The sequence below is a fragment of the Acidimicrobiales bacterium genome, from assembly GCA_035540975.1.
Taxonomy (GTDB): Bacteria; Actinomycetota; Acidimicrobiia; order Acidimicrobiales.
Genome location: DATLFN010000095.1, coordinates 1 through 23,267 on the forward strand (window position 1 = coordinate 1; position 23,267 = coordinate 23,267).

Sequence of the window (23,267 nt, forward strand, 5' to 3'; positions counted from 1 at the left end):
CCCACCACCACACCGGCCCCCCCGGTGCGCGGGCGTCGTACGAGTTGGCCCAGACGAGGAAGTGCAGCCGGTCCAGCCACGGCTCGAAGCCGGCCGACAGCGCCCACGGCTCCACCGCCCACGACTCGGGCGCCCGGAACCGCTCGGGTGCCACCCCGAGGGCGATCACCGCCGGCCGCCGCCCCGCCCACGCGCCGTGGAGGGCCGCCACGGTGGCGCCCGGGTCGGCCAGCGCCGCCTCGTCGATCGCGATCACCGGTGCGGCCGCCCACGGGCCCGGCACCGCCCCACCGGCCGCGACCACCACGCTGCGGCCGAGGGCGGTGGGTCCGGGCGCGGGCACGCCGGAACCCTACGGCGGCAGTGTGACGCTTCCGCCCAACCCGCGGCGGGAACGACCCGGATACGGGTCGTTCCGACCACAGGTTGGGGTCAGGCGTCGTCCTCGGGGGGAGCCCCGGTGTCGAGGAGGCCGTTGGCGGCGGCGAGGGCGGTGGCCGCCTTGACCGCCTCCTCGTAGACGACGGACAGGTGGTGCTGGGCCTCGCCCGGCTTGGCCGACAGCGGCGGGTCGCCGAGCGAGCGGGGGATGGCGGCCGGGTCACGGCTGGGGACGACGGGCGCCGGGGTGGGCGGCCGCTCGTCGGCGCGGCCCCAGAAGGCGTCGGGCTGGGGCCCCTGCCGGCGGCCGCGGCGGCGCCGGCTCATGCCGCCGTCTCCTCCTCGCCGACCGCGCCGTCGGCCGTCTCGGCGATGACCTCGTCGGGCCGCAGGCCGAGGGCGGCCCTCAGCTGCTCGGGCCCGAGGTCTCCGAGGGAGCTGCTGGCGGGCAGGGCGAGGTCGGCGATGACGCGCTTGCCGGCCACGACCTCCTCCACCCGCTCGTCCACGGTGCCCGGGCAGACCAGGCGGTGGCTGATGACGGTGGACTGCTGGCCGATGCGCCAGGCGCGGTCCCGGGCCTGGTCCTCGACCGCCGGGTTCCACCACCGGTCGTAGAGCACGACGTGGTTGGCGGCGGTGAGGTTGAGGCCCGAGCCGCCCGCCTTGATCGACAGCACGAGGGCGCCGGCGCCCGTCCCCTCCTGGAAGTCCTTCACCATCCGGTCGCGCACGGGGCGGGTGAGGCCGCCGTGGTAACAGGCGATGGGTTGGCCGAAGCGCTCGGTGAGGTAGGCGGCCAGGCGCTCGCCCCACGTGGCGAAGTGGGTGAAGATCAGCACCCGCTCGCCGGCGGCGAAGATCGCCTCCAGCAGCTCCTCCAGCCGGCTGAGCTTGCCCGACCGGCCCGCCAGCGGCTCCTTGTCGTCGTGGACGTAGGCGGCCGGGTGGTCGCAGATCTGCTTCAGGGCGGTGATGGCGGCCAGGATCTGGCCCTTGCGGACGGCGGGGTCCTCGCCCAGCGGCAGGGGCGCCCCGGCCGGGATGAGGCGGTCCAGCACCGCCTGGTACAGGCCGATCTGCTCCGGCGTCATCCCGCAGTGGTCGAGCTCGTCGATCTTGTCGGGGAGCTCGGCGGCGATCTCGGGCTCCGCCTTGGACCGCCGGAACACCAGCAGGCCGTTCAGGGCGCGCAGGGCGGCCTCGCCCGGGCTGCCCGTCCCGCTCGTCTTCGACAGCTGCTCGACGAACACGGGACGGGGGCCGACCAGGCCGGGGTTGGTGAAGTCGAGGATCGACCACAGGTCGCCCAGGCCGTTCTCGATCGGTGTACCGGTGAGCGCCAGGCGGTTGCGGGCCGGTATCCGGCGCAGCTGCTGGGCCGTCTCGCTGGCCGGGTTCTTGATCGTCTGTGCCTCGTCGACGACCACCCGGCGCCACTCCACCCCGGCCAGCGCGTCGACGTCACGCACCGCCGTGGCGTAGGTGGTGAGGACGACGTCGGCCCGGTCGGCCAGGTTGGCGAGCTCGCTCGCCGCCGCCCGGGCGGTGCCGTGGTGGACCCGGACGATGAGGGCGGGCGTGAAGCGGGAGGCCTCGGCCGCCCAGTTGCCGAGCACGGCGGGCGGGGCCACGACGAGCACCGGCCCCTGCCCCCGGGTCTCCAGCAGGTGGGCCAGCACCGTGGGCGTCTTCCCGAGCCCCATGTCCATGGCCAGGCACCCACCGAGCCCCGCCGTGTCGAGGAAGCGCAGCCATCCCCGGGCCTCGGCCTGGTACGACCGCAGCTCGCCCTTGAACCCGGGCGGCGCGGCGAGGGGCGTGGGCGGCGACTCGGTGGCGCCCTTGACCAGGTCGACGGCCCAGCCGCCGCCGTCGATGACCACCGGCCCGCCCAGGGCGCCGCCCTCCAGGCCGACGGCGTGGCGCAGGATCGCCGCGCCGGACAGCTCGGTCGTGCCCACCCGCTCGGCCAGGGCCTTGGCGGCGGCGGTGAGATCGGCCCGCTCCAGCTCCACCCAACGGCCGCGCACCCGCACCAGGGGACGGGCCTGGGCGGCCAGGCGGGCGATGTCGGCGGCGTCCAGCTCGGCGTCGCCGAACAGGACCGACCAGCGCACGCTCGACAGCTGCTGGGCCCCCACCTTCGTGGGCCCGCCCAGGGCGTCGGCCCGCAGGTGCAGCTTGGGGCCGGTGCGCCGCCGGGACACGGCGGGGACCTTCACGTCGAAGCCGGCGGCCACCAGCGTCGCTCCCAGGCGGGTCATCAGGTCCCACGCCTCGTCGGCGCCGAGGACCACCTGGCCCCGCCGCCGCGTCGGGCGCAGGAGGGCGGGGAGCAGCCGCTCCAGGCGGCGCAGGTGGACGTCGGCCTCCTGGGCCTTGGCCCGGTTGCCGAAGGAGAGCGCCTGCTCGACGGGGATGGGCTGGCGCTCCAGCCCGCTCACCTCGACGGTGAGCAGCCAGCCGCCGTCCTTCTCCGGAGCGTCCAGGCGGACGGCCAGGCCGACCGACCCCGGGTTCACCACCGGGGCGGCCCACCGCTTCAGCTCGTCGGCCAGCTCGCTGGCGGGACGGGCCGCGGCCGCGAACGGCGTGCCGTCGAGGCCGGCCAGGACCGCCTCGGCCACGTCGCCGCGGGTGCGGGCGACGGCGGCGGTGGCGGCGGTCACCAGGCGGGCGGCGCCGGCCCGGCACACGGCGTCGATGGCGGCGGCCAGCACCGATCGGCACACCCGCTCGGGGCTCGAGGGCGGCGGGACGAGCGCCGCCACGGCGCCGGGCATGCGGGCGGCCAGCTCCCGGAGCCGGGCGCCGTCGACGGCGGCCGGCGCCCAGCGCACGGCCCACCGCCCGGTGGCGTGGCGGCCGTTGGCCCCGCCGCCGCCCGCGCCGTCGGCCCGCGCCAGAGTGGGCGCCATGCGCCCCAGGGCCACGCACTCGGTCGCCCACGCGGCGACCTCGCCCAGCCAGCGGGCGCTGGGTGCGCAGTCCTGGCACAACTGCCCGGCGCCGACGCCGACCAGCCAGCCGAGGGCGCCGCTGATCGGCGCCGTGACGGCGGCCGCCCGCTCCCCCGTGGGCAGCGGCACACCGCGGTGCAGGCCCCAGTCGACGGTGGCGGCGCCGGCGGCGGCGACCAGCCGGTGGAGCTCGTCCGAGCCGGCCGGCGCCACGTTGCGGTTGGCCGCCCACACCACCACGTCGCCGGCGTCCCACGACGCCTGGAGGGCGAGGACGCCCTCGTCGTCGTCGTCGCCCGCCCGGCCGTCGCCGTCGCCCTCGTCGTCGTCCTCGCCGGTGACCCGGCGGAGTGCGGCCTGGAGACGCGCCCGCTCGCCCGTCAGGTCGGCCACGACCTGGGCCCGCTCGTCGCCCGTCAGCTCGGCGACGTCGGCCAGCGCCTCCTCCGTCTCGCGCAGCAGGCCGCACAGGGCCCCGGTCCAGCGGTCGGTGTCCGCCTGGAGCACGTCCACCTCGCTGGGCGCGGCGACGCCCCACGCCTCGGCCGAGACGAGCGCCTCGAAGTTCGATCGGTCCAGTTGGGTCTCCACGTTCGGATCGGCGCCGGGGGAGCGGGCGGCGTCGGGCTCCCAGCCTCTGCCGCCCGTGTGGAGCGCGTCCTGCGCATGGCCGTCGACCCGGCGGGGACAGCCAACGCCTCCATGGTACCCGGAAAGTCGGGCCGTCGACCGCATCCCCGGCCACGGCACGATCCGTCCGCTCAGGTGTGAGACGCATCCCGCCGCGGTACGTCCCCCTGGCGCGCCCGGAGGGCCGGGCGCCGAGAGAGGAGACACCGCCATGGGCCTCGTCCTGGTGCTGCTGTTGCTCGCCCTGCTGTTCGGCGGACTGGGCCTGTTCCTCGAAGGCCTCAAGTGGGCGCTGGTGATCGCCCTCGTCCTGCTCGTGGTGGGCGCCGTCACCGGCTACCGCGGCCGCCGCGTCCTCTGAGCGTCCCGGCGAGGCGGCGACCCGCCCCGCCGGTCAGGCTGCGGACGTCAGACCAGGTACACCAGCGCGCCGATGATGAGCATCAGGACGAGGACGCCCAGGATGACCTTGTCGAACAGCTTGTCCATCGACTTGCCGGCGTCGATCGGGTGGTGGCCGCCGTGGTGCGACAGCGACCCGCGGGGGTTGGACCGGTACTCGTTCATGGCGACGATCACTCCTACGCTCGTTCGTTGCTGCCGCTGCCCGTCGAGCGGCGGCCGGACACTATCGCTCTGATTCGACGCGCGAAAGGTGTGTTCCTCCCTCTAGGCGGATCCCACCTAGTTGGCCGCCCCCGGTAGGCTCGCCCCGTCGCAGACGTGAAGGGGTGGAACGTGGGCAAGCGGGAGGCGTGGGCGGTGTTGGCGCTCGCGCTGGTCGCCGTGGCCGGGTGCGGGGGGAGCTCCGACGGCGAGTCCGCCGGGCCGGGCGAGGCGCCCGAGCCGAACACCGTCGTCCTCAGGGACATCGCCTTCAAGCCCAAGGTCCTGAAGGTCGAGGCGGGCACGACGGTGACGTGGAGGTTCGAGGACCAGGGGATCTCCCACGACGTCAAGGCCGAGGATGGCTCGTTCGCCAGCGAGGTCACCGACTCGGGCACGTTCGAGCACACCTTCGACGAGCCCGGCACCTACCCGTACGTGTGCACCCTCCACGCCACCCAGATGAAGGGCACGATCGAGGTGACGCCCGAGGCCTAGACCGTCGGGTCCGCAGCCGTAGATGCGGCGGCGGGTGCGGCCGCGGGCCTGGCGCTGGGGACGCGGCGAGCGTCCGTGGCCGGGCGCCCTAGCCCTGGGCCGGCTTCACCGGGATGGGCCCTGCGCCCGTACCCCGCGTGAGGCGTACGGCGAGCTGGCCGTTGCCATGGGTGGCCGTACCGCCACCTCCGAACCCGGGGGGGAGGTCGACGGTCCGCTCGAACGGCCCGTAGTGCCACTCGTGCACCAGGTAGTCCTTGGGGGCCGCCGAGCGCATGGCGGCCGCGATGTGCAGCGTGTCGCCCTCGACCTCGACGGTGATGTCGCCGGGCATCACGCCCGGGAGGGGGGCGATGACGACCAGCGCGTCCTCCGCCTCGTAGACGTTGACGGGCACCCGCATGGTCTCGCCGCCGCTCTCCCCGGCGCGCCCTTCGCGCCGTGCCTGGAGATCGTCGAGGCGGTGGTCGATGTCCTTGCTCATGGGACCGACCCTACCCGGGGCGGGACGGCACGACCCGTGGCTCCGGTACGGTGTGGGGCGGTGCGACCAGCGGCCCGTTTCACCGCCACCCTCCTGGGAGCGGGTGCCGGTGTGGCCGTCGGCATCGCCATGCTGGCCCCCAGCATCGAGGCCGTGCTCAGCGCCGGCGAGATCGGGGAGCCCACCGACGTGAGCGCCCTCGGCGAGGTGGCCCAGAACTCCGTCGTCTACAGCCGCGACGGCAAGATGCTGGCCGTCCTCCACGCCGAGGAGAACCGCTCACCCGTCCCGCTCGACAAGGTCCCCGGCCACGTCGTGGACGCCATCCTCGACGTGGAGGACGAGCGCTTCTGGGAGCACGGCGGGGTGAACCTGCGGTCCACGCTGCGCGCCCTCGTCACCAACGTGCAGTCGGGCGAGGTCGTCCAGGGAGGGTCCACCATCACCCAGCAGCTGGTGAAGAACGCCCTGCTGACCCCGGAGAAGAGCGTCGACCGCAAGGTGAAGGAGGCCGTCCTGGCCGTACGGCTGGAGGACCGCCTCTCCAAGGAGGAGATCCTCGAGCGGTACCTGAACATCGTCTACTTCGGCAACGGGGCGTACGGCCTCCAGGCGGCGGCCGAGACGTACTTCAACAGCCGGGTGGAGGAGCTCACCGTCGCCCAGGCCGCGCTCCTGGCCGGCATCATCCGCAACCCCCAGGGCTACGAGCCGGTGAAGAACCCGGACGTGGCCCGCAAGCGCCGGGACCTGGTGCTCGCCCAGATGGTGTCCAACGGCCACCTGCCGGCGGCGGAGGCCGACCGTCTCCGACGGGAGGGCATCCCCACCCGCGTCTTCAAGCCCCTGCCGCCCCCGAACGACTACTTCGTCGAGGAGGTCAAACAGCGCCTGCTGGCCGACGAGCGCCTCGGGGAGACCGTGCAGGAGCGCTACAACGCGGTGTTCAAGGGCGGCCTGCGGATCTACACGAGCCTCGACAACCGCATGCAGGCGGCGGCCGAGGAGCACCGCGACCGGGTGCTGCCGCCGTCCCTGCTGCGGGAGCGCTTCACCAGCGCCCTCGTCACCGTCGAGCCGGGGACGGGCTACGTCCGGGCCATGGTGGCGGGCGACGACTTCGGCAAGGCCAAGTACAACCTGGCCACCCAGGGCAAGCGCCAGCCCGGGTCGTCGTTCAAGATCTTCGTCCTCCTGGCCGCCCTCGAGGCGGGCGTCAGCCCCAACGACACCATCAACGGGTCGGCCGGCTGCGTGGTGAGGATCCCCGGCTTCGCTCCCTACAAGCCGGAGAACTACGAGGGCTCCAAGGGTGGCGTGATGTCGATCACCAACGCCACCGCCAGGTCGCTCAACTGCGCCTACGCCCGGCTCGGCGCCATCGTGGGGCTGGACAAGGTCAAGGACATGGCCGTCCGCCTCGGCCTTCCCGGGGACCGCGTCGACGCCTTCCCGGCCATGACGCTGGGCTCCGAGGAGGTGACGCCCCTGGAGATGGCGGCCGCCTTCGCCGCCATCGCCAACGACGGGGTGTACGTGCCGCCGTCGTTCGTGGAGAAGGTCCTGGACCGGACGGGCGACGTGATCTTCGAGGGCCCCCGGGCGGGCAAGCGCGCCTTCCCCGCCCAGACCGCCCGGGTCGCCGCCCAGGTGATGCGGGCGGTGGTGGACAAGGGGACGGGGACGGCCGCCCGGCTGCCCGGGCGCCAGGTCGCCGGGAAGACGGGGACGTCGCAGAACCACGAGAACGCCTGGTTCGTGGGGTTCACGCCCCAGCTCGCCACCGCCGTGTGGATGGGGTCGCCCACCGGCAATGAGGCGATGTTCGTGGGCGGCCGGCGGGTGACGGGGGGGTCGTACCCGGCGCGGATCTGGGGCGGCTACATGGCGGCCGCCCACGAGGGCATGGAGCGGGTCGCCTTCGAGGCGCCCAACGCCAAGCTGATCAAGAAGGGCACCTTCCTGAGGGACAAGGGCGGCAGCTCGTCGGCGCCCGAGCGGCCGCGCAAGCGCCCGACGGCCCGGCCCACCACCACCGCGGCGCCGGTCGGCGGGGGCGGGGACGGCGAGCCGGCACCGACGGCCGTTCCCACCACGGGGGCGCCCGCGCCGGCGCCCGCCCCGGCGCCCGAGCCCACCGCGGCGCCACCGACGGCGCCTCCGTCTCCGTCCGCCACCGCGCCCGGCCAGGGCGGGGGCTCGCCGTGACCACGTTCGAGGCCCTGCTCGAGGTCCAGGAACACGACACGGCGATCGACCGCCTCCACCACCGCCGTGCCCACCTGCGGGAGCGGGAGGAGCTCACCGGGGTCGATCGGCGCATCGCCGGCCTCTCCGGGCAGCGCGCCGAGGTGCAGGTCCGGCGCGACCAGGTGCTGGAGCGTCAGGCGTCGCTGGAGTCGGGCATCACCGTCGCCGGCGAGCGGATCAAGGAGATCGAGGGGCGCCTCTACTCCGGTCAGGTCTCGGCGACCCGCGACATCCTGGCCATGCAGGCCGAGGTCGACTCGCTGAAGGCGCGCCGGTCGTCACTGGAGGACGAGCTCCTGGCGTCCATGGAGGAGGACGAGCCGCTGGCCGCCCAGGTGGCCGCCTTCGAGGCCGAGGAGGCGGGCCTCCACGCGGCGGCCGACCGGCTGCGCCGGGTGATCGTGGAAGCCGAGCGGGAGATCGACGCCGCGATCGCGGCCGAGCGGGAGGCCCGGGCGGCCGACGCCGCCGGCGTGCCGGAGAGCCTGATCGCCACCTACGAGCGGTTGCGCACCAAGCTGGGCGGCGTCGGCGCCGCCCGCCTGGTGGGCCCGTCGTGCAGCGGGTGCCACCTCACCCTCCCGGTCCAGGAGGTTGCCCGCATCAAGCGGGAGCCGCCCGAGTCGCTGATCCTGTGCGACCAGTGCGGGCGCATCCTGGTGCGCTGACCTCGGTGCTCCTGTGGTTCGCCGGCGGCGCCCTGGTCGCCGTCTGGCAGGTGTTCAAGGACCCCGCCATCGACTACCGGCTGGTGATGGCCGGCGCGGTGGCGCCCGACGTGGTCGACGGCCCCTTCGGCGGCGCCCGGCTGCTGCACACCCTCGCCTTCAGCGTCGCCCTGCTGTGCGGCGTGATGCTCGCCACCAGCGGCCGGCGGGGGGCACGCCGTCGCCTGCTGGCCCTGCCCATCGGCACCTTCCTGCACCTCGTGCTGGACGGCACGTGGGCCCGTACCGAGGTGTTCTGGTGGCCCGGGCTCGGCCTGTCGTTCGGCGACTCGGGCCTTCCCAGCCTGTCGCGACCGGCTCTCGTGCTGGTGGTGCAGGAGGTGGCCGGCGCCGCCGCCCTGGCGTGGTGGTGGGCGCGGTTCCGGCTGGGGGAGCCGGAGCGGCGGCGGCACTTCCTCAGGACCGGCCGGCTGGGCCGCGACCTGGTGCCGTAGGGCCGCCGCCCTCGGTCACGGGGCGGGCGGCCCCGTCGGCTCCGCTCCCGACCGGAGCTTCTCCATCACCCGCAGGAGGTCCTCCAGGTCTTCGGTGGTGAGGGCCAGGAAGGCGTCGGGCGGCTGGTTCATCCGATCCGTGAGCTCGCCCTTGAGCCGGACTCCGGCCGGCGTCAGCGCCACCGTCTTCACCCTGCGGTCGGAGGCCAGCATGCGGCGCTCGACGAGGTCGCGCTCCTCCAGCCGGTCGACCAACCACGTGACGTTGGACGCGTCGCACTTCCACTCGTCGGCCAGCGCTCGCATCGACTTGGGCTCGTCGGGGTCCAGCGACATCAGCGTCTTGAGGCCGGCCACGGTGAGCCCGAACTCGGCGGCGAGCGAGCCGAACCGGTCCCGGTTGGCGGCGAGGTAGTCGAGCAGCGCCCGCCACGCCGCGCCGGCCAGCGCCTCGGCGGCGAGGGAGCGACGGGCGGCCACGCTCGCAGCGTACCGCTCCTCGCCGCGGAGCTTCAAGTCGTCGACCATTGAATCGCTGGACACTTGATAACCTTCAAGGGATGCGCGAGTGTTCCGCCATGACCGATGCCGCCATCTCCGCGGAGGGGATCACGAAGCGCTTCGGGAGCGTGGTGGCCCTCGACGGGGTCGACCTCGCCGTCCCGGCGGGCACCGTGTTCGGGCTGCTCGGCCCCAACGGGGCCGGGAAGACCACCATGGTCCGCATCCTCACCACCCTGGCCGCGCCCGACGCCGGGCGGGCCCGGGTGCTGGGGCTGGACGTCGTCCGCCAGGCCCGCGACGTACGCACGCGCATCGGCCTGGCCGGCCAGTACGCCGCCGTGGATGAGAACCTCACCGGGCGCGAGAACCTGCGCATGGTGGGCCGGCTCGCCCACCTCGACCGGCGCACGGCCGTCGCCCGGGCCGACGAGCTGCTCGAACGGTTCGGCCTGACGGGAGCCGGCGACCGCGTCGCCCGCACCTACTCGGGGGGCATGCGCCGCCGCCTCGACCTGGCCGCCGCGCTGGTCCACCGGCCACCCGTGCTGTTCCTCGACGAGCCCACCACCGGCCTCGACATCCGGAGCCGAACCGACCTGTGGGCGGTCATCGCCGAGCTGGTCGCCGAGGGCACCACGCTGCTCCTCACCACCCAGTACCTCGAGGAGGCCGACCGCCTGGCGGACCGCATCGCCGTGGTGGACCAGGGCCGCGTCGTCGCCGAGGGGACGGCGACGGAGCTCAAGGCGCGCCTTGGCACCACCGTGGTCGAGGTCGGCATGCACGAGGAGTGGCAGGCGGCCGAGGCGGCGCAGCTGCTGGCCCGGTTCGCGTCGGGCTCGCCCGTGCGCGACGGCACCCTCGTGCGCTTCGAGGTGGACGACGGGCCCCGGGTGCTCGTCGGCGTGCTCAGCGAGCTCGAGGGACGGTCGCTGGCGCCGGCGTCGGTCGCCGTGCGCGAGCCCAGCCTCGACGAGGTGTTCCTGGCCATCACCGGCCACACGGCCGCCGAGGCGGAGGCCGTGCCCGGGGAGGCCGGCCCCGGGGAGGCGGCCGAGGCGGTGGCGGAGGCCGGGGAGGCGGCCGAGGCGGAGGCAGAGGCCGGGGCTGGCAAGGCCGGCCCCGGGGAGGCGCAGGCGGGGGAGGCCGGGGAGGCGGGCCCCGGGGAGGCGGAGGCCGAGGCCGGCGAGGCCGGGCCCGGGGAGGCCGGCCCCGACGCCGAGCCGGTGCGCAGCCGAGGTGCCCGGTGAGCTCCGTCACCGCTCCCGCCCCCGTCCCCCTCGCCCGTCACCGCAGCCGCCTGGCGTGGGCCGTCAGCGACACCCTCGTCGTCGCCGGGCGCAACCTGCGCACGATCGTGCGGCTGCCCCAGCTCCTGGTGTTCTCGACGATCCAGCCCGTGATCTTCGTGCTGTTGTTCCGGTACGCCTTCGGCGGGGCGATCGAGACGCCGGGGCTGCGGTACGTCGACTACCTGATGCCCGGGATCTTCGCCCAGACGGTCGCGTTCGGCGCCATGGGCACCGGCATCGGGCTGGCCGACGACCTCCAGAAGGGGCTCATCGAGCGCTTCCGGTCCCTGGCCATGGCCCGGATGGCCGTGCTCGGCGGCCGCATCCTGAGCGACCTCGTCCGCAACGTGTTCGTGGTCGTGCTCATGTCCGCCGTCGGGTACGCCGTCGGGTTCCGCATCCACACCAACCCGCTGGCGTTCGCCGCCGGGCTGGGCGTCCTGCTCCTGTTCGGCTGCGCCCTGTCCACGATCTTCGCCCTCATCGGGCTCGCCGTCCGCAGCGTCGAGAGCACCCAGGCGGCCGCCTTCCCCATGCTGGCGCCCCTGGTGTTCGCCTCGTCGGCGTTCGTGCCGGTGCAGACCATGCCGGGGTGGCTCCAGGTGTTCGCCGAGAACCAGCCGGTGTCGGTGAACATCGACGCCGTGCGGGCGCTGTCCCAGGGCGGCCCGACGACCACACCGGTGCTCCAGTCGCTGGCGTGGACGGTCGCCATCGTGGTCGTCTTCGGCTCGCTCGCCGTCCGCCGCTACCGCCGGACGGCCTGACCGCGCCGGTTCGCGGAGTTTCCGCGCCGCTCGGGAACTCGGGCCCGGCGGTCGTCGTTCTAGCCGGTGAGGTTCGAAGAGATCAGTCCCACCTGTCCTGAGAACCCCGCCTCGGTGGCCTACCCCGTCCCCGCCGTCCCTTCACGGGAGGCGGGGTAGGCGCCACCGGCACCCGTGGACCCGCACACGGGTCGGAGAGTGACCGGCACTTCGCCCCCCGAAGTGCCGGTCCTACCCGAGACTCGAGCGCCCACCCCCCTCGCTGCTCGAAGTCGCTGCCGAAAGATGCGCAGGTGGCGGCGCCCGTCGCCACGGTGCTGCCCCGTCTCCCGTGGTGGTGCTGGCACCACCACGGCTGATGGCGGGATGGCCCCTCGACGCCTTCATGGAGTCCTCCGGCGAAGGTGTACCGGTTGGGCATGGCCGGCCCCGACATCGACGTCGACGACAACGCCTGCCGAGAGGGCACCGTCGAAGGCGGTGAGGAGGTCGCGGGCGACGACGGGCACCGCAAGGTCGGCGTCGAGCGCGGCGACGCCCGCCGCGGTCACCCGTCGAGCCCGGGCTCTTCGGCCTCCCGGGTCAAGTCGTCGAGCGCGCCCGCCCGGTCGACCGGTCGTTGCGTCCGCTGAGCACGGCCCGGCTGCGCGGTGGCCGCCGCTTCGAGCAGCTCGGCGTGCCGTTCGCGTCAAGCCGGGTCGCGCGCCCCGGGCCGTTCATGCGGCAAGAACGGGCGGTATTCGCCCTTTCTTGCCGCACGAACAGTACGGGGCGCCGGCGGCCCGACCTGCCGCCAGGAACCCGCGGGTCATGCGGCATGTTGACGGTGAGCCGGCCTGTAAGCGGGGTTCTGTGCCGGCGCCGGAGCGCCGGCGGTGGCCATCCATCTGTGCGGCCTACCTGGGGAGATCGAGCGGGCCGCTCCTCCCACGCTTGGCCTTGCTCCGGGTGGGGTTTGCCGAGCCGCCCGGGTCGCCCCGGGCGCTGGTGCGCTCTTACCGCACCGTTTCACCCTTGCCTGTGCTCCCCGGAGGTAGCCATCGGCGGTCTGCTCTCTGTGGCACTTTCCTGCGGGTCACCCCGACTGGCCGTTAGCCAGCACCCTGCCCTGTGGAGCCCCGACTTTCCTCGACGCCGTCGAGCGGCGCCGCGGCCACCCGGCCGGCTCACCATCGCCACCATTGTCGCGCGCGTCCACCAGGACGGTCGGGCGCTCACCGGCCCCGGGTGGTGCGGGTGCGGGCCGCCGCCGCACCAGGCGAACCCTTGGCCGACCCCTTGGCCGGTGCCGACGCTCGACCGGCCCGGGCCGCGGGCGCGGGCGCCGGGGCGGCGGGCGGGGGGACCTTGCGGGTGCGGGCCGCCGTCACCCTCCGGCTCCGGGTCGCCGCCGCGCCGGCCGGCGCCGCGCCGGCCTCGCGCCGGAACAGGACGACGGCTGCGAAGCCGCCGTGGACGGGCGCCATGTGCGCCGGCTCCCATCCTTCGGCCGACATGCCGTTGAGACGGTCGTTGTCGACCGGGGCGAACCCGTTGAGCCCGACGGCGAACACCTCGGTCGTGTACTCGTACATCCCCATCCTCCCGGTCGAGTGGGGCACGAGGCTAGAGGCCCGCCTGTGCGGGTGCCCGTGGTGCCCGCCCCCGACCGTGGCAGAATCACAACGTTGTAACCGTCACACCGCCGTGGAAGCCTGGAGCCATGCCCGCACCCACCCTGGAACGAGCCGCCCGGCGCATCGCCACGCTCCTCGGGGGCGCGGGCGGGAGCATCCGGGACCCGGGCGACGGCGGTGCCGCCCTCGACTTCGAGGCGGACGTGGTCGTCAGGCCCCTGGACCGGCTGGGCCCCCCGGCGGACGTGTGGGCGGTGGACGGGGGCCAGGCCCTGGTGGCCGACGCCCGCTGCCTCCAGGTGCTGGCCACCCGCGCCGCCCGGGTGCGCTTCGTGTCCGGACGCTGCGTGGTGGAGGACGAGGGCGAGCTGCGCCACCACCTGCTGGGTGGAGCCGAGGAGCGGGCGGCGGCGGTGGCGGCGCTGGGGCTGGAGGGCCTGGCCGCCGACACGTCGGTGGACGTCAACCTCCTCCGGGACCGCTGGGAGTGGGACGCGGTGGCGCGCAGCGTGGAGGAAGCGGGCCCGGGAGCCCTCGTGCTGGTGGACGGCGACCTCCAGCCCGACTGGCGCATCCCGTCGTCGTTCCTGGCCGGCCTCCTGGCCCGGGCGGCCGAGCGGGGCGCCACGCTGGCCGGCGTCATCAAGCACTCGTCGCTGTCGCGCGGCGGCGCGCCCCTGGTCGGCCAGCTGGAGCTGGAGGCGGCCCGGTCGCTGGGGCCGCGGGCGACGTGGTGGGCGCCGGTCGCCCGCACCCGGGCCGCCGAGCGGCCCGACGCCGGGGAGGGGATCCAGGTCCTGGCCGCCCGCCTCGACCCCGACGCCCGCTTCGCCTTCCGGGTCGACCTGCCGGCGGCCGCCGACCCGGCCGTCATCCTCGGGCGGCTGTCCGCCCTGTGCGACGACGCCGCCTTCCCCGGCTACCCGTACCCGCTCACCGTCGCCGACCGGCTGGCCGCCTGCCCGGGCTGGGTCCGCAGCGAGTCGTGGCTCCAGCTCGAGGAGCTGCTGCGCCGCGAGGGCGTGGCCGCCGCCGTCACCGAGCGGGCGTTCGCCGACCGCCACCGCCTGATGGAGCGGTCGTGACGGGCACGGGGACGCGCGGCCGGCTCTACGGCAAGAACGTCCTGGAGGGCGTGTTCCGGGCGTCGCCCGACGAGGACCTGTTCCTCGGCGAGCTGCTGGTGGCGGTGGACGACGTGACCGGCCGGCGGTACCTGTTCCGGGTGGTGGACGTCACCTACGGCACCGAGCACCGCGAGCCCGGCTGGGCCGAGCGGGTGGCGGGCACCCTGCTGGCCGACGACGCCCGGGGCGAGCCCGGCGCCCACCCCGTCTACGAGCAGGAGCGCCGCACCTACCGGGTGGCCGAGTGCCGGTGCCTCGGCTACCTCACGCCCGACGGGCAGGCGTTCCGCAAGCCCAAGAGCCTGCCCACCCAGTTCTCCCGCGTCGTCGCCCCCGAGGCCACCGACTTCGAGTTCCTGCGCACCCGCATGGGCGACCTGTCGGTGGGCTGCCTGCGCAGCGGCGAGACGGTCGTGGACTTCGAGGTCGGCATCCCGGGCGCCAGCCTGGCCACCCACGTCGGCATCTTCGCCACCACCGGCATGGGCAAGTCGAACCTCATGCGCGTGCTGGCCGGCCAGGTGCTCCAGGCCAACGGCCGCTACGGGCTGCTGCTGGTCGACCCCCACGGGGAGTACCGCACCGCCCTGGGCCGCCACCCGTGGGCGGCGCAGTCGCTGCGGGTCTACGCCGCCCGCCGCCTGCCCACCACGTCCACGCTCCGCATCAGCCTGTCCGAGCTCACGGTGGACGACCTGCGCACGGCCTACGAGTGGAGCCGCCCCCAGGAGGAGGCGCTGTTCGAGCTGGAGCGCCACTACCGCACGCCCGGCCTCACCTGGCTGCTGGACTTCGCCCAGGTGGACGACCTGCCGGCGTTCCGCGACATGGACCTGGGCAACCGGGTCGCCCTCAACACCCTCCAGGTCGTGCACCGCCGCGCCCGCCGCATCGTCGACCTGCCGTGCATCGCCACCGACCCCAACGTGTCCACCGGCGCCGCCATCGTGCGCGACCTGTCGCAGGGCAAGGTCGTGCTGTGCGACGTCAGCGGGCTGGGCTCCACCGAGGAGGTGCTGGTGGCGTCGTTCCTGGCCCGCCGGGTGCTCGAGCACTGGGCGGCCGCCTACCTCGACGACCCCGGGCTGCACGAGCGACTCCCGGTCGTGTGCGTGGTGCTGGAGGAGGCGCAGCGGGTGCTGTCGTCGAGCCGGGACCGGGAGTCGAACGTGTTCCCCCGGCTCGCCCGCGAGGGGCGCAAGTTCAAGGTCGGGCTGTGCGCCGTCACCCAGCAGCCCAAGCTGTTGGACAGCGAGCTGCTCAGCCAGTTCAACACCTTCTTCGTCCTGGGCCTGGCCGACGAGAAGGACCGGAGCATCCTGCGGTCGTCGTCCAAGCAGGACCTGTCCGCCCTCGGTCCCGAGATCCAGAGCCTCATGCCCGGCGAGTGCCTGCTCGCCAACCTGGAGGCGCCGTTCGCGGTGCCGGCCCGGATCCACCTCTACGACGACGTGGTGCGCTCGGTGGCGCCGCCGGCGGCACCGCCCCCCGAGGCGCGGCCCCACGTGGCCGCGCTGGTGGACTGATGCGCGTCGCCGCCCTGGGCGACGCCCACCTCGGGCGCTCCTACTACGGGTTCACCACACCCGAGGGGGTGAACCGGCGCGAGCGCGACTTCGAGGAGTCGTTCGAGGCCGCGGTCGACCTGGCGCTGGCCCAGGAGCCCGACCTGGTCGTGTGGCTGGGCGACGTGTTCGACCACCCGCGTCCCACCTACCGCTCGTTCCGCATCGCCCAGCGGGCCCTCACCCGGATGCGCGAGCACGGCGTGCGGGTGGCGCTCATCACCGGCAACCACGACACGCCCCGGCTGCCCGGCACCGGCAGTCCCTACTCGGCGCTGGCCGACATGTTCCCCGAGCTCTCCTTCGCCCACCGGCTCGGGTACGAGCGCTTCGACCTGCCCGGCCTGGTGGTGCACGCCGTGCCCCAGATGCTCACCGTCGAGTCGACGCTGGAGGCGCTGGCCGAGGCCGACCGGGGCCGCAGCCTCGACAAGTCGAACCTGCTCCTCACCCACCCCCGCATCACCCAGGTGGAGCCCCGGTACTCCGACATCAACGAGATCGAGGTCGACGCGTCGCTGCTGCGCTCCGACTTCGTGCTGCTCGGCCACTACCACTTCCACACCAAGGTGGCCGAGGGGATCTGGTACGCCGGCTCCACCGACACGTTCAGCTTCGCCGACGACCCCGACAAGCCCAAGGGCATCCTCGTCCTCGACACCGACACGGGCGAGTGCCGCCACGTGCCCGTCCCCGGCCGGCGCCCGCTGGTGACCCTCCCCACGGTGGCGGCCCTCGGCCTGTCGCCCTCGGAGCTGGAGGCCCAGGTGCTCGAGCGGGCCGCCACCGTCCCCGAGGGTGCGGTGGCCCGGCTGTACCTCGACGGCGTGGACCCCGAGGCCTACCGCCTGCTGGACCTCGACGCCGTGCGAGAGGCGGCCGGCGCCGCCCTCTACCTGAAGGTGGAGCCCGTGTTCGGCGGGGTCGACGTCCCCGTGGAGCTGCCCGACCTGGGCTCCATGGGCGGGCGCTGGCACCGCTACCTCGACGGCCAGGACCTCACCGGCTTCGACCGCGACCGCATCAAGGCCCTGGGCGACGCCTACCTGTCGAACGCCGTGGAGTCGGCGGGGTGAGCGGCGGACCAGCCGGCCCCGCCGGGCCGCGGACCCGTCCGGGGAGCGGCTGCCGGTGCTGGTGAAGCGGATCGGGCTGCGTAACTACCGGGTGTACGAGAAGCCGCTGGACCTGGAGGTCCCGCCCGGGCTGGTCGGCATCTACGGCGCCAACGGGGCGGGCAAGAGCTACCTCGTCGAGTCCCTGCTGTTCGCCCTCTGGGGCCGCAGCCGCACGTCGATCCCCGACGTGCGCACCACCGGCGTGGGCGGGGACTGCGTGGCCGAGGTGGAGTTCGAGCACGAGGGCCACCTGTACGTGGTCCGCCGCACCGTCACCGGCGTCAACTCGACGGTACGGGCGTCGGCCTACGCCGACGGCCGGCAGATGGCGGAGGGCGTGCGCGACACCAGCCGCTACGTCCACTCGATCCTGGGCATGGACGACGCCGCCTTCCGCTCGTCGGTGTTCGCCGAGCAGAAGCAGATCGCCGCCTTCAGCGTCCAGCGCCCCCAGCAGCGCAAGGACCTGGTGCTCAAGTTGCTGGGCGTCATGCCCCTCGACACGGCGCGGGACGACGCCCGCAGGGACGCCCGCGCCGCCCGAGAGCGGTTGGAGGGCCTCACCGCCGTGCTGCCCGACGTCGAGCAGCTGCGGCACGAGGCCGACGATGCGGAGGCTGCCGCCGAGGCCACCGCTCGCGAGGCGGCCACCGAGGAGCAGGTCGCCGCCGCCGCCCGGGCCCGGCTGGCGACCGCCGAGGAGCGGCTCGACGAGGTGGAGGAGCTGCGCCGGCGCCACGACGCGGTGGTGGCCGACGGCCAGGCCGTGCGCGGGGAGCACGACACGGTGGCCCGCCAGGTCGCCGCCCTGGCCGCCGAGCGGGCGGAGCTGGCGACGGCCGGCGAGCGGCTGGCCGGCGTGGAGGCGGAGGCGGCCGGCCTGGAGGAGCGGGAGGAGGACCTGCGCCGTCTCCGGGCGGCGGCGGCGGCCACGGCCGCCGTGGAGGCCACCGCGGTCCCCGGCGAGGCGGCGCCGCCGGACGAGGAGGCGTGCGAGGCGGCCCGGGTGGCGGCCGAGCAGGCGGCCAACCGGCTGGCCGCCGTGGACGGGGAGCTGGCCGCCGCCACCGCCGAGCTGGCCCGGGCGCGGCAGGCGGCGGAGCGGTCCGACGCCCTGTCGGGCGAGGCGGAGTGCCCGCTGTGCGGTCAGGCCCTGGGCGACACCTTCGGCAGGGTCCAAGAGCACCGGGCGGCGGACGTGGCCGAGGGGGAGGCGCGCGTCGAGGCCCTCACCGCCCGGCGCCGGGAGCTGTTGGCGCAGGCGGACAAGGACCGGGCCGAGGCGGCGGCGGCGGCCCGCCGGCTCGACGAGGCCCGCCGGGCATGGTCGGCGCTGGAGCAGGCCCGGGCCCGGCGGGCCCACGCCGAGTCGGCGCTGGCCGAGGCGGTCATCGCCCTGGGCCGCCCGTTCCGCCCGGACGACGTGGCGGCGGCGGCCGCCTCGGTGGACGCCGGGCGCCGGGCGGCCCGGGAGGCCGACCGCCTGCGGGCCCGGCTCGAGCGGGCGCCCGCCGTCGCCGCCCGCCACGACGACGAGGTCGCCCGCCTGGCCGTGCTCGCCGCCCGCCTGGAGGAGCTGCGCGCCGCCGCACGCGCCCTGGGCTACCGGCCCGAGGCTCTCGACGCCGCCCGCACCGCCCGCGACGCCGCGGCCCGGGCGGCCGAGGACGCCTCGAAGGTCGCCCACGACGCGCGGGTGGAAGCGGCCCAGGCCAGGGTCAGGGCCGACGCCGCCGCCCGCCGGTTGGCCGACGCCGAGGAGCAGCACGCCGGCCAGGCCGCGTTGCGGGAGGAGAGCCGCCACCTGGGCCGGGTGGCCGACCTGCTGTCGGGGTTCCGCAACGGCGTCGTGTCCACTGTCGGCCCCCGCCTGGCCGCCCAGGCCGCCGACCTGTTCGCCGAGCTCACCGACCACGAGTACGACCGCCTCGAGCTCGATCCCGAGTCGTACGAGATCCAGATCCGCGACCGCGGCCGGGCCCACGGCATGCAGCGGTTCTCCGGGTCGGAGACCGACCTGGCCAACCTGGCCGTGCGGGTCGCCATCAGCGAGCACGTCCGCCTGCTCTCGGGCGGCACCGTCGGACTCCTCGTGCTCGACGAGGTGTTCGGCCCCCTCGACGAGGACCGCAAGGCGCGCATGCTGGCCGCCCTCGAACGGCTGAAGGGGCGGTTCCGCCAGGTCCTGGTCGTCACCCACGACGAGAGCATCAAGGCCGAGCTGCCCCACGCCATCGAGGTCGTCAAGCAGCCCGGCCGACGGGCCACCGCCCGTGTCCTCAACGCCTGAGTCCCGTACCCTCGTGCCCGTGGGCACCGGTGGGGACGACCGCGCCGGGCCGGTGGCGACGGCCGCCGGCCCCGAGCCGGGGGGAGGGTCGCCCGGGGCCTTTCGCGAGCGGGTGCTGCGGGTCTCCGTGCTGGCCCGGCTGCTCGTGGTCGCCACCACCGCGGTGGCGCTGCTCTCGCAGGGCTCGGTGGACTGGAAGGTCAACGCGCTGATCGCGTTGGCCACGGCCAACGTGGCGTACCTCATCACCCGGGTGCCGTGGGAGGACCTGCTCCACCGGCCCTCGGGCATGCGCTGGCTCTACACGTGGTCCGTGCTGGACATCGCCCTCGTCACCCTCGGCATCGCCAACACGGGTGGCGCCCGGTCGGAGCTGTTCGGGCTCTACGTGCTGGCCGTCGTCCTCTACGCCACCACCTACCCCCCGTCGGGCCAGGTCGTCCTGCTCGGGCTGATGGTGGCCGGCTACCTCACCGTGGTCGCCTTCGAGACGGTGAGCCCCGGCTTCAACCACATGGTCGTCCGGCTGGGCGGTCTCGGCCTCGTGGCCTACGTGGCCAGCTTCCTCTCCCGGGAGCTGCTCGGGCAGACGAGGGCCCACGACGAGGCACGAGCGGAGTCGGAGTCCCGCGCCGCCCTGCTGGCCGGGGTGGCCGCCGCCGCCCGCACGATGAGCACGCTCGACCCCGGCCGGGTTCTGGAGACGGTCGTCGACGCGGCCCTGGACCTCGGCTTCGACGGCGCCCAGCTGTGCTTGTTCGACGAGGAGGGGGGCACGTGGCGGCTGGCCCACCACCGGGGCGTGGAGGTCGAGCCGGCCCCCGTGCGGCCGCTCGACGCCGGGGCGGCGGGCCTGGTGCGGGCGAGGCGGGCGACGGTGGTGCTGGACGACCACTCGGGATGGCCCCTCGGCGTGCGGCCCGCTCTGGAGGCGGGGTACCGCTACCTGGTGGCGTGCCCGGTGTGGTCGGGCGGCGAGCTGGCCGGCGCCCTGGTGGCCGGCAGCCTCACCCGGGCGGCGCCCTATCCCCACGAGGTCGAGTGCCTCGACCTGCTGGCCGCCCATGCCGGGGCGGCGTTCGAGAACGCCCGCCTCTACGCCGAGCGCCGGGAGTTCGAGGCCAAGCTGGCCCACCAGGCGTTCCACGACTCGCTCACCGGCCTGCCCAACCGGGCCCTGTTCCTCGACCGCCTGGAGCAGGCGCTGGCCCGGGGCCGCCGCGACGGTGAGCCGGTGGGCGTGCTCTTCCTCGACCTCGACGGGTTCAAGGCGGTCAACGACCACCTGGGCCACGAGCGGGGCGACGAGCTGCTGGTCGCGGTGTCGCAGCGCCTCCAGGCGTGCCTGCGCCCGGGTGACACCCTGGCCCGGTTCGGTGGCGACGAGTTCACCGTGCTGCTGGAGAAGCTGCGGTCGGACGCCGACGGCATCGACGTGGCCGAGCGGCTGCTGAACGCCCTGGCCGACCCGTTCATCCTCGGTGGCCACCGGGTCGCCATCTCGGCCAGCATCGGCGCGTCGTTCGCCAAGGCCCCGTTCCGCGAGGGGCTCGATCCCCTGCGGGAGGCCGACCAGGCCATGTACCGGGCCAAGGAGCGGGGCGAGGGCCGGTGGGAGGTGTTCCGGGCCGAGATGAACGCCGTCGCCGTGTACCGCCTGGAGCTGGAGGCGGAGCTGCGGGGTGCCCTCGACCGGGGTGAGCTGTTCCTCGACTACCAGCCCCGCATCGACCTGGCGTCGGGCCGCGTCACGGGCGTGGAGGCCCTGGCCCGCTGGCGCCACGCCAGCCGCGGCGCCGTCGAGCCGTCGGAGTTCGTCCCGATCGCCGCCCGGGCCGGGATGTCCGTCGTCCTCGGCACGTGGGTGCTGGAGGGGGCGTGCCGGCAGGCCGTCGAGTGGGACCGCCTGGGCCTGCCCGCCCTCGACGTCTCGGTCAACGTGGCCCCCGACCAGCTGGTGGCCCCCGACTTCGCCGTCGTCGTGGCGGGCGTCCTCGAGCGCACCGGCCTGGGGCCGGGCCGGCTCACGCTGGAGACGAGCGAGGAGGTCGTGCTCGCCCGCAGCGCGGCGGTGGTCGAGGCCGCTGGTGAGATCGAGGCCGCCGGCGCCCACCTGGCGGTGGACGACTTCGGCCGTGGGCGCTCCTCCCTGCGCGACCTGAGCCGGCTGCCGCTGCACGAGGTCAAGCTGGACCGCTCGCTCGTGCAGGGGTTGGGTGACGGGGCGGCCGAGCGGGCCGTCGTGCGCTCGCTCGTGGTCCTGGCCACCGAGCTGGGGGTCGAGGTCTCCGCCCTCGGCGTCGAGACCGCCGGCCAGGCCGGGCTGCTGCGCGAGCTGGGCTGCCACACCGCCCAGGGGTTCTGGTTCTCGCCGGCCATCGGGGCCGCCGACGTCACCCGCCTGCTCCGGGCGCCGGAGGTCCCGGCGCCGACGGCCTAAGAACCTGTCGCGGAAACGACTCGTATCCGGGTCGTTCCCGGGACAGGTTGGGCCCTCCCCCGCTAGAACCGCACGGCGCTGAGCTCGGGCACGGCGCCCGCCGCCCGCGCCACCGCCTGCCGCCAGCGCTCCCGGTCCGGTCGGCGGCGGGGCTCCACCACCCGGCTCGCTCGCCAGGCGTCGGCCACCTCGTCCTCGTCGGCCCACAGCCCCACCGCCATGCCCGCCAGGTAGGCGGCGCCCAGGGTCGTCGCCTCGGTGACGGGGGCCACCTCCACCGGCCGCTGGCAGGCGTCGGCCAGGGCCTGGACGAAGGTGGCGTTGGCGGTCATGCCGCCGTCGACCCGCAGCGTGGGGATGGTCACGCCGCCGTCGGCCTCCGCCGCCTCCAGCAGGTCGGCGCCCCGGTGGGCGATCCCCTCGAGCACGGCGCGCACGATCTGGGCTCGCCCCGATCCCCGGGTCAACCCCACCAGCGTGCCGCGCGCGCCGAAGTCCCACGCCGGGGTGCCGAGCCCGAACAGGGCGGGCACGAAGCGCACGTCGTCGGTGTGCGGCACCGACACCGCCACCTCGTCCGACTCCTCGACCGACGCCAGGATGCCGAGGTCGTCGCGCAGCCACTCCACCGCCGACCCGGCCGACAGCATGACCGCCTCGATGCCCCACGTGTCGGCTCCGCCCCGGCGCCACGCCACCACCGGGAAGCACCCGGCGTCGCCCCGGACGGGGAAGGCGGGCCGCTCGGGCCCGACGCACAGGTCGAGCATCCCGCCCGTCCCGAAGGTGGCCTTGGCCAGCCCGGGCCGGGTGCACCCCTGGCCGACCAGCGACGCCTGCTGGTCGCCGACCAGGGCGGCCAGGGGCGGGGCGCAGTCGAGGGCGAGGGCGGGGCCGAGGATGCCCGACGAGTCGACGATCCGGGGCAGCACCGACGGCGGGATGCGGAGGACGTCGAGGACCGCCTCGTCCCAGCCCGAGCAGTCGCCGAGCACCAGCCCGGTGACCCCGGCGTTGGTGGCGTCGGTGACGTGGAGGGCGCCGCCGGAGAGGGTCCACGCCAGCCACGTGTCCAGGGTCCCGAAGCACAGGTCGCGGGCCCGGCCGGGGTCGGCGATGTCGAGGAGGACCGACAGCTTGGTGGCCGAGGCGGTGGGTGGGAGGCGCAGGCCCTGCGACTGGAGCGCCAGGCACAGGCCGGCCGTGCGCAGGTCCTGCCAGCCGATGCCCGGGCCGGCCGGGTCGCCGGTGGCCCGGTCCCACACCACTGTCGACGCCCGCTGGTTGGCGATGCCGACGGCCTCGACCGGGCCGCCCTCGGCCAGGGCGCGCCGGGCCACGTCCAGGGCCGCCTGCGCCATCTCCCCGGCGTCGAACTCCACGAAGCCGGCGCTGGGGCTGGAGAGCGGGACCGTCCGGCGGGCCAGCGCGTCCACCGTGCCGTCGGGCCGCACGACGGCGGCCCGCACGCTGGTCGTCCCCGTGTCGACGACGAGGACGCTCACGGTTCGGGGTCGGGCGGCACCCGGTCGTCGGGGCGGGCGGGGGCGGGCCCGCCGCCCGCAGCCGCCGCC

21 protein-coding genes and 1 other RNA gene are annotated in these 23,267 nt (G+C 75.2%); 13 read left to right on the forward strand and 9 right to left on the reverse strand.

Annotated features, from left to right (window positions below):
- The 3 genes from VM242_10370 to VM242_10380 form a co-directional block, all read right to left on the reverse strand.
- Window positions 1-343 (reverse strand): hypothetical protein (locus VM242_10370; GenBank protein HVM05570.1); only part of this gene is annotated, 343 nt, incomplete at its 3' end.
- A gap of 89 nt (window positions 344-432) precedes the next feature.
- Window positions 433-708 carry a hypothetical protein gene (locus tag VM242_10375; GenBank protein HVM05571.1) on the reverse strand — a complete coding sequence of 92 codons (276 nt, stop codon included), beginning with the start codon at window positions 706-708 and terminating at the stop codon, window positions 433-435.
- Window positions 705-3,935, reverse strand: coding sequence for a DEAD/DEAH box helicase (locus tag VM242_10380; GenBank protein ID HVM05572.1), 3,231 nt, complete (start codon window positions 3,933-3,935; stop codon window positions 705-707). The genes VM242_10375 and VM242_10380 overlap by 4 nt, the downstream gene beginning before the upstream one ends.
- A gap of 250 nt (window positions 3,936-4,185) precedes the next feature.
- Here VM242_10380 and VM242_10385 point away from each other — a divergent pair, with 250 nt between their 5' ends.
- A complete protein-coding gene (locus VM242_10385) occupies window positions 4,186-4,335 on the forward strand; it encodes a hypothetical protein (protein ID HVM05573.1) in 150 nt (49 codons plus the stop codon).
- A gap of 47 nt (window positions 4,336-4,382) precedes the next feature.
- Here the strand turns inward: VM242_10385 and VM242_10390 are convergent, their stop codons facing one another.
- Window positions 4,383-4,553: a hypothetical protein gene (locus tag VM242_10390; GenBank protein HVM05574.1), complete on the reverse strand. Its 171-nt coding sequence runs from the start codon at window positions 4,551-4,553 to the stop codon at window positions 4,383-4,385.
- 144 nt (window positions 4,554-4,697) lie between these two features.
- Between VM242_10390 and VM242_10395 the strand changes: the two genes are divergently transcribed.
- A complete protein-coding gene (locus VM242_10395) occupies window positions 4,698-5,078 on the forward strand; it encodes a plastocyanin/azurin family copper-binding protein (protein ID HVM05575.1) in 381 nt (126 codons plus the stop codon).
- A gap of 88 nt (window positions 5,079-5,166) precedes the next feature.
- Here the strand turns inward: VM242_10395 and VM242_10400 are convergent, their stop codons facing one another.
- Window positions 5,167-5,562, reverse strand: coding sequence for an Hsp20/alpha crystallin family protein (locus VM242_10400; protein HVM05576.1), 396 nt, complete (start codon window positions 5,560-5,562; stop codon window positions 5,167-5,169).
- A gap of 60 nt (window positions 5,563-5,622) precedes the next feature.
- Here VM242_10400 and VM242_10405 point away from each other — a divergent pair, with 60 nt between their 5' ends.
- Genes VM242_10405 through VM242_10415 form a run of 3 tightly spaced genes read left to right on the forward strand, consistent with a single transcriptional unit; the run spans window position 5,623 to window position 8,974 of the window.
- Window positions 5,623-7,770: a PBP1A family penicillin-binding protein gene (locus tag VM242_10405; protein HVM05577.1), complete on the forward strand. Its 2,148-nt coding sequence runs from the start codon at window positions 5,623-5,625 to the stop codon at window positions 7,768-7,770.
- Complete coding sequence (locus tag VM242_10410; GenBank protein ID HVM05578.1) at window positions 7,767-8,480, forward strand: C4-type zinc ribbon domain-containing protein; 714 nt, start codon at window positions 7,767-7,769, stop codon at window positions 8,478-8,480. Before VM242_10405 ends, VM242_10410 begins: the two co-directional genes overlap by 4 nt.
- Before the next feature lie 5 nt (window positions 8,481-8,485).
- Window positions 8,486-8,974, forward strand: a complete 489-nt coding sequence (locus VM242_10415; protein ID HVM05579.1) for a hypothetical protein — start codon at window positions 8,486-8,488, stop codon at window positions 8,972-8,974.
- Between the two features lie 15 nt (window positions 8,975-8,989).
- On the opposite strand, the gene VM242_10420 is transcribed toward VM242_10415, so the two are convergent.
- Window positions 8,990-9,454: a MarR family transcriptional regulator gene (locus VM242_10420; GenBank protein ID HVM05580.1), complete on the reverse strand. Its 465-nt coding sequence runs from the start codon at window positions 9,452-9,454 to the stop codon at window positions 8,990-8,992.
- 80 nt (window positions 9,455-9,534) lie between these two features.
- Between VM242_10420 and VM242_10425 the strand changes: the two genes are divergently transcribed.
- The 3 genes from VM242_10425 (at window position 9,535) to VM242_10435 (ending at window position 12,169) form a co-directional block, all read left to right on the forward strand.
- Entirely contained in the window at window positions 9,535-10,728 is a 1,194-nt protein-coding gene (locus VM242_10425; protein ID HVM05581.1) for an ATP-binding cassette domain-containing protein, read from the forward strand.
- On the forward strand, window positions 10,725-11,537 hold the full coding sequence (locus tag VM242_10430; GenBank protein ID HVM05582.1) for an ABC transporter permease: 813 nt from the start codon (window positions 10,725-10,727) through the stop codon (window positions 11,535-11,537). The genes VM242_10425 and VM242_10430 overlap by 4 nt, the downstream gene beginning before the upstream one ends.
- Window positions 11,538-11,956: 419 nt before the next feature.
- On the forward strand, window positions 11,957-12,169 hold the full coding sequence (locus VM242_10435; GenBank protein ID HVM05583.1) for a hypothetical protein: 213 nt from the start codon (window positions 11,957-11,959) through the stop codon (window positions 12,167-12,169).
- Between the two features lie 191 nt (window positions 12,170-12,360).
- Here the strand turns inward: VM242_10435 and rnpB are convergent.
- An RNA gene (rnpB, locus tag VM242_10440) (RNase P RNA component class A) lies at window positions 12,361-12,706 on the reverse strand.
- Window positions 12,707-12,751: 45 nt separating this feature from the next.
- The gene (locus VM242_10445) at window positions 12,752-13,111 is read right to left on the reverse strand and encodes a hypothetical protein (GenBank protein ID HVM05584.1); all 360 of its coding nucleotides are present in this window, start codon (window positions 13,109-13,111) and stop codon (window positions 12,752-12,754) included.
- A gap of 128 nt (window positions 13,112-13,239) precedes the next feature.
- Here VM242_10445 and VM242_10450 point away from each other — a divergent pair, with 128 nt between their 5' ends.
- From VM242_10450 to VM242_10470, 5 genes are read left to right on the forward strand one after another with little or no spacing between them, the layout of a single operon-like run.
- Window positions 13,240-14,238: a DNA double-strand break repair nuclease NurA gene (locus VM242_10450; protein HVM05585.1), complete on the forward strand. Its 999-nt coding sequence runs from the start codon at window positions 13,240-13,242 to the stop codon at window positions 14,236-14,238.
- Window positions 14,235-15,806, forward strand: a complete 1,572-nt coding sequence (locus VM242_10455; GenBank protein HVM05586.1) for an ATP-binding protein — start codon at window positions 14,235-14,237, stop codon at window positions 15,804-15,806. Before VM242_10450 ends, VM242_10455 begins: the two co-directional genes overlap by 4 nt.
- On the forward strand, window positions 15,806-16,921 hold the full coding sequence (locus tag VM242_10460) for a DNA repair exonuclease (protein ID HVM05587.1): 1,116 nt from the start codon (window positions 15,806-15,808) through the stop codon (window positions 16,919-16,921). Before VM242_10455 ends, VM242_10460 begins: the two co-directional genes overlap by 1 nt.
- A 55-nt stretch (window positions 16,922-16,976) precedes the next feature.
- Window positions 16,977-19,253 carry an SMC family ATPase gene (locus VM242_10465; GenBank protein HVM05588.1) on the forward strand — a complete coding sequence of 759 codons (2,277 nt, stop codon included), beginning with the start codon at window positions 16,977-16,979 and terminating at the stop codon, window positions 19,251-19,253.
- Between the two features lie 19 nt (window positions 19,254-19,272).
- On the forward strand, window positions 19,273-21,693 hold the full coding sequence (locus VM242_10470) for an EAL domain-containing protein (GenBank protein HVM05589.1): 2,421 nt from the start codon (window positions 19,273-19,275) through the stop codon (window positions 21,691-21,693).
- A 62-nt stretch (window positions 21,694-21,755) separates the two neighbouring features.
- Here the strand turns inward: VM242_10470 and VM242_10475 are convergent.
- A partial coding sequence (locus tag VM242_10475; GenBank protein ID HVM05590.1) for an FGGY-family carbohydrate kinase occupies window positions 21,756-23,267 on the reverse strand: 1,512 nt, incomplete at its 5' end.